The organism is Planktothrix sp. FACHB-1355 (genome assembly GCF_014748295.1).
Classification (GTDB): domain Bacteria; phylum Cyanobacteriota; class Cyanobacteriia; order Cyanobacteriales; family Aerosakkonemataceae; genus Aerosakkonema; species Aerosakkonema funiforme_A.
In genome coordinates this window covers 12,501-18,999 of sequence record NZ_JACJUP010000016.1, presented here as the reverse complement: position 1 = coordinate 18,999, position 6,499 = coordinate 12,501, and the positions used below count along the sequence as shown (strand labels likewise).

At 48.3% G+C, this 6,499-nt stretch carries 2 protein-coding genes, 1 tRNA gene and 2 rRNA genes (1 of these 5 running past the window's edge); 3 read left to right on the top strand and 2 right to left on the bottom strand.

Annotated elements, in window-relative coordinates; translation table 11 throughout:
• Positions 1-159: 159 nt before the first annotated feature.
• Positions 160-1,917: an arginine--tRNA ligase gene (argS, locus tag H6S82_RS02260; RefSeq protein WP_190475699.1), complete on the bottom strand. Its 1,758-nt coding sequence runs from the start codon at positions 1,915-1,917 to the stop codon at positions 160-162.
• 35 nt (positions 1,918-1,952) lie between these two features.
• Positions 1,953-2,834 carry a carboxylating nicotinate-nucleotide diphosphorylase gene (nadC, locus tag H6S82_RS02255; RefSeq protein ID WP_190475701.1) on the bottom strand — a complete coding sequence of 294 codons (882 nt, stop codon included), beginning with the start codon at positions 2,832-2,834 and terminating at the stop codon, positions 1,953-1,955.
• A 369-nt stretch (positions 2,835-3,203) separates the two neighbouring features.
• Between nadC and H6S82_RS02250 the strand changes: the two genes are divergently transcribed.
• From H6S82_RS02250 to H6S82_RS02240, 3 genes are all read left to right on the top strand, one after another.
• Positions 3,204-4,694 (top strand): 16S ribosomal RNA (locus H6S82_RS02250).
• A 134-nt stretch (positions 4,695-4,828) separates the two neighbouring features.
• Positions 4,829-4,902, top strand: a tRNA-Ile gene (locus H6S82_RS02245).
• Between the two features lie 286 nt (positions 4,903-5,188).
• Positions 5,189-6,499 (top strand): 23S ribosomal RNA (locus H6S82_RS02240); it runs 1,590 nt beyond the window's last position.
• The 16S and 23S rRNA genes sit together here with 1 tRNA gene alongside, the layout of an rRNA operon.

Below are 6,499 nucleotides of genomic sequence, written 5' to 3'. Positions count from 1 at the left end.
CGATCTATTCCAAGCTGTCGGACAAGGCTATAAAGCAGGTTTGCAGAAATTTGTAGATCAGTATGCCTCTTAGTTGATGCCAGACAACCTCAAAATAATAGAATTTTAAATAAAAGGGGAAAATAGTGATTAAATTCCCCTTTTTACTGTATTTACTGATTACATCCGCTCTAAAACTTGAATTCCCAATAAAGATAATCCTAGCTTTAGAGTTCTGGCAGTTAAATCACAGAGAATCAATCGAGAAGTTCGCACTGGTTCTTCTGATTTAAGCACAGGGCATTGCTCAAAAAATTGGTTGTACTTCTTGCTGAGTTCATACAAATACTCACAAAGTCGATTAGGGAGTAAATCTTGCTCAGCGTTACTCAGGACTTGGCTAACCTGTAATAAATGCTTTGCCAGCGTCAATTCTGCTTCTTCATTTAGCAAGATTTTAGCATCTTTGCCCAGTTTTTCAAAGTCGATATTACCTTTCCGACCGATGCTACGAATCCGAGCATAAGCATAAAGTAAATATGGCGCTGTATTGCCTTGCAGCGATAGCATCTTGTCGTAGCTGAAGACATAATTGCTATTGCGGTTTTGGCTTAAGTCGGCATACTTAACCCCACTAATACCAATTACTTTGCCAACGTTAGCAATAAATTCTTCTGTTTCGGAACGTTCTTCTTCCTTAAGTCTAGCTTCCAAGTCTGCGCGAGCGCGATCGAGCGCTTCATCCAGCAAATCTTTTAATCGCACAGTTTCGCCAGAACGGGTTTTTAGTTTCTTGTTATCTTCACCCAGTACCAAACCAAAAGGAACGTGAATTAATTCTAGGCTATCTGGAATCCAGCCAGAGCGTTTAGCTACCTGAAAAACTTGTGCAAAGTGATTTGCTTGTCCGGCATCAGTAACGTAGATAATGCGATCGGCATCATCTTGCTGAATCCGATAGCGCAAAGCTGCTAAATCTGTAGTGGCGTAGTTATATCCACCATCAGATTTTTGCACGATTAAAGGCAGCGGTTCACCTTCTTTGTTAGTAAATCCTTCCAGAAAAACGCACTTAGCACCGTTATCTTCAACTAATAAACCAGTTTTTTCCAAGTCTTCGACTACAGTTGGTAATAAAGGATTATAGAAAGATTCTCCTCTTTCGATTACCTTGACATCCAACAAGTCGTAAATTACCTGAAATTCTCGCCGCGATTGTTCGCACAGTAATTGCCATGCCCGACGCGAATCTTCATCGCCAGCTTGAAGTTTTACTACTTCTTGACGAGCAGTTTCTTGGAAATTTTCATCTTCATCAAACCGCTGTTTAGCTTTCCGATAAAAACTTACTAAATCACCTAAATCAACTGCATTGGCGGTGGTCAAAGCTGACGGACAAACTTCTCTCAAATAGGCGATTAGCATTCCAAACTGAGTTCCCCAATCGCCCACATGATTCAGCCGCAGGACATCGTGACCCTGAAATTCCAAAATGCGGGCAATGCAATCGCCAATGATAGTCGATCGCAAGTGTCCGACGTGCATTTCTTTAGCAATATTGGGGCTGGAAAAATCGACGATTACTCGCTGAGGATTTTTTGTCGGTGCGATTCCCAAGCGAGAATCTGCCTGGATATCGTTTAGTTGTGCTTCCAGGTATGAAGGCTTGAGTGTGAAATTGATAAAACCCGGCCCCGCTACAGTTGGCGGTTCGCAGATGTCGCTAACATCAATATATTGAACAATTTTTTCTGCGATCGCACGGGGCGGTTGCTTCAATTGCTTAGATAGAGAGAGGGCGGCGTTGGACTGATAATCACCAAATTTTGGATTGCTAGCAGCCACCAGCATTGGGTCTGCCCCAGCAAACTCACTGCCAAAAGCTGCGATCGAAGCCTGCTCAAACTTTGTTTTGAGTTTTTCAAGGGTAGGATTCATTGGTGTTTTGCTGGGAACTCAGACTGCGTGCTTATCTACTCCATCCTACTCATATCTATGTTCATACTCAAATCCAGCCAAGTCGATCGAGTAATGGGCGCACTGCTAGAAATGTAGTCTACGCCAGTTTCAGCCACAGCGCGGATAGTTTCCAGGGTGATGTTGCCCGATGCTTCTATTTTGATGCGATCGTTCTTCTGGCGAATCATCTGCACCGCTTGCTGCATCATACCCAGAGGCATATTGTCCAGCATAATAATGTCTGCACCGTGCTGGATGGCTTCCTGCACTTGATCTGGAGTTTCCGTCTCCACTTCTATAGTTAAGGGATAGGGGATTCGGGAACGGATGAGAGCGATCGCCTTTCCTATACCGCCCGCCGCCTCAATGTGGTTATCCTTAATCATTACCGCATCATCCAGTCCCATACGATGATTAACAGCCCCTCCCACTTGAGTGGCGTACTTTTCCAGTACTCTCAATCCAGGTGTCGTTTTGCGAGTATCCACCAGTTGAGTCGGCAGATCCGCGATTTGCTCGGCATACTTTCTAGTAAGTGTAGCAATGCCACTGAGACGCATAGCGATGTTTAGGGCAACCCGTTCGCCGGAGAGCAGCACATCGAATGGCCCGTGAATGCGAGCCACTACCTGTCCCTTTTGGCATCTATCACCCTCTGCGACGATAGGGACGAAGGTGACTTGATAGTTTAAAAGCTCAAATACTCGTCCTGCGAGGGGTAAGCCAGCCACAATACCCGTTTCTTTCGCAATCCAATCAGCGCGTCCAACTTGGGCTTTTCCTGGGAATAAGCTTTGCGTGGTGCGATCGCCCCGACCGATATCCTCTAACAACCAGCTCTTCAGCACCGGATCTAGCACTATCCAAGGCGGTAAAACAGCTACGGCACTTTCCACAAAAATTTTTTCCTCAATTTTTCTGGCTCTTCAGAGCTAATTTAGATCAAATCGCTCTCCAGGAGAGCGTTTGAGCCATCTAAAAAAAATTTTGCCAAACCGCTTGACACTTCTTGGCAGGCTTGTTACATTAATAAAGCGGCGAGAGAAACGCAGCGAAAGCGGCGGCTCGAAACGCACCGAACCTAGAAAAAATTAATAGTTTGAAAGCCAGAATAACACTAAAACCTCGTCAAGGAAACAACTTAAACAAAAAAGTTCCGGAAGCGAGAAACTAAAGCTCAAAAAGCTTTAGAAAAAAGCTTCTGGAGTCATTCAAACGCTTCAAAAACTCTTCCTATTTTGAAGAATTGAAAATAGGAACAGAACAAAACGGAGAGTTTGATCCTGGCTCAGGATGAACGCTGGCGGTATGCTTAACACATGCAAGTCGAACGGGGGTAGAAATACCCTAGTGGCGGACGGGTGAGTAACGCGTGAGAATCTAGCTTCAGGTCGGGGATAACAGAGGGAAACCGCTGCTAATACCGGATGAACCTACGGGTGAAAGATTAATTGCCAGAAGATGAGCTCGCGTCCGATTAGCTAGTTGGCAGGGTAATGGCCTACCAAGGCGGCGATCGGTAGCTGGTCTGAGAGGACGATCAGCCACACTGGGACTGAGACACGGCCCAGACTCCTACGGGAGGCAGCAGTGGGGAATTTTCCGCAATGGGCGAAAGCCTGACGGAGCAATACCGCGTGAGGGAGGAAGGCTCTTGGGTTGTAAACCTCTTTTCTCAAGGAAGAAGCAATGACGGTACTTGAGGAATCAGCATCGGCTAACTCCGTGCCAGCAGCCGCGGTAATACGGAGGATGCAAGCGTTATCCGGAATGATTGGGCGTAAAGCGTCCGCAGGTGGCAATGCAAGTCTGCTGTCAAAGGCTGGGGCTTAACTCCAGACAGGCAGTGGAAACTGCATCAGCTAGAGTGCGGTAGGGGCAGAGGGAATTCCCGGTGTAGCGGTGAAATGCGTAGAGATCGGGAAGAACACCAGTGGCGAAAGCGCTCTGCTGGACCTGCACTGACACTCAGGGACGAAAGCTAGGGGAGCGAATGGGATTAGATACCCCAGTAGTCCTAGCCGTAAACGATGGATACTAGGTGTTGTGAGTATCGACCCTCACAGTGCCGCAGCTAACGCGCTAAGTATCCCGCCTGGGGAGTACGCACGCAAGTGTGAAACTCAAAGGAATTGACGGGGGCCCGCACAAGCGGTGGAGTATGTGGTTTAATTCGATGCAACGCGAAGAACCTTACCAGGGCTTGACATGTCCGGAACCTTTGGGAAACCAGAGGGTGCCTTCGGGAGCCGGAACACAGGTGGTGCATGGCTGTCGTCAGCTCGTGTCGTGAGATGTTGGGTTAAGTCCCGCAACGAGCGCAACCCTCGTTTTTAGTTGCCAGCATTCAGTTGGGCACTCTGAAGAGACTGCCGGTGACAAACCGGAGGAAGGTGGGGATGACGTCAAGTCAGCATGCCCCTTACGTCCTGGGCTACACACGTACTACAATGCTTCAGACAAAGGGCAGCTAGCCAGCGATGGTCTGCTAATCCCATAAACTGAGGCTCAGTTCAGATCGCAGGCTGCAACTCGCCTGCGTGAAGGCGGAATCGCTAGTAATCGCAGGTCAGCATACTGCGGTGAATACGTTCCCGGGCCTTGTACACACCGCCCGTCACACCATGGGAGCTGGCCATGCCCGAAGTCGTTACTCCAACCTGCAAAGGAGGAGGACGCCGAAGGTGGGGCTGGTGACTGGGGTGAAGTCGTAACAAGGTAGCCGTACCGGAAGGTGTGGCTGGATCACCTCCTTTTTAGGGAGACCTACTGTGACATTTGAACATCATATTTCAAAATAATAGTTCAAAGGGCAGTTATCCCAAGGTCGAGCGAGAGTAAAAGTGTGTGAAAAATTTCGGCTTTCAAACTATGATTCGGTTCGATTAGTGGGCTATTAGCTCAGGTGGTTAGAGCGCACCCCTGATAAGGGTGAGGTCCCTGGTTCAAGTCCAGGATGGCCCACCTAAATAACGTACCTAAATAACGTAAGCTAACCGAGTTACAGCCAGCTTTGCAAAGTTTGCTTGCCTAACAATTAGCTCAAATGAGAACAGAATTCAGCACCTAATCCACTGGGAGTGGAAAGTATGCTGGATGTCTTTCCAGCCAGAACCTTGAAAACTGCATAGCAACTGTCAAATGTTTTGATTAAACGTGGTAATACACGTTTGATGCAAAGCAGGTAGACACCAATGATTTGCAATTAGTTGGGGAAATTTTTCCTCAAAATAATTACCAAACTTGATGTGGTCAAGCTACAAAGGCTGATGGTGGATACCTTGGCACACAGAGGCGAAGAAGGACGTGGCGACCGACGAAACGTTCCGGGGAGCTGGAAGCAAGCATTAGATCCGGAAATATCCGAATGGGGCAACCCCTTGTACTGCCTGTCCAATCCATAAGCAGGTCAGAGCCAACCCAGCGAATTGAAACATCTTAGTAGCTGGAGGAAAAGAAATCAATCCGAGATTCCCCTAGTAGCGGCGAGCGAAGCGGGAAAAGCCTAAACCTACCAGTATATCTAGTAGGGGTAGTGGGACAGCGAGGTGGGACTGTCAAAATTAGACGAAGCAGCCGAACACTGCACCAGAGAAGGTGAAAGTCCTGTAGTCAAAAATGGCAACAGCCCTAGCTGAATCCCGAGTAGCACGGGGCACGTGAAATCCCGTGTGAATCCGCCGAGACCACTCGGTAAGGCTAAATACTCCTGTGTGACCGATAGCGAACCAGTACCGCGAGGGAAAGGTGAAAAGAACCCCGGAAGGGGAGTGAAACAGAACATGAAACCATCAGCCATCAAGCAGTGGGAGGACGATTAAACGTCTGACCGCGTGCCTGTTGAAGAATGAGCCGGCGACTTATCAGCACTGGTAGGTAAAGGCAGTCACTGCCACAGCCATAGCGAAAGCGAGTCCGAACAGGGCGAATCATTAAAAATGAATCAGTGTTGATAGACCCGAACCCGGGTGATCTAACCATGTCCAGGATGAAGCTTGGGTAACACCAAGTGGAGGTCCGCACCGACCGATGTTGAAAAATCGGCGGATGAGATGTGGTTAGGGGTGAAATGCCAATCGAACCCGGAGCTAGCTGGTTCTCCCCGAAATGTGTTGAGGCGCAGCGGTTGTGAATATAGTCTGGGGGTAAAGCACTGTTTCGGTGCGGGCGGCGAAAGCTGTACCAAATCGAGACAAACTCTGAATACCAGATGTACACACAACCAGTGAGACGGTGGGGGATAAGCTTCATCGTCAAGAGGGAAACAGCCCAGACCACCAGCTAAGGCCCCCAAATTGTCGCTCAGTGACAAAGGAGGTGGGAGTGCATTGACAACCAGGAGGTTTGCCTAGAAGCAGCCACCCTTGAAAGAGTGCGTAATAGCTCACTGGTCAAGCGCTCCTGCGCCGAAAATGAATGGGGCTAAGCGACATGCCGAAGCTGTGGGATAAGTGATTATCGGTAGGGGAGCGTTCCGTGGTAGTAAGAAGCACTAGCGGCAAGCAGGTGTGGACGAAACGGAAGTGAGAATGTCGGCTTGAGTAGCGCAAACATTGGTGAG

Bases quoted from the DNA above. Each gene is read 5' to 3' on its own strand.
- argS (WP_190475699.1), bottom strand. From the start codon at position 1,917: ATGAATCCTACCCTTGAAAAACTCAAAACAAAGTTTGAGCAGGCTTCG.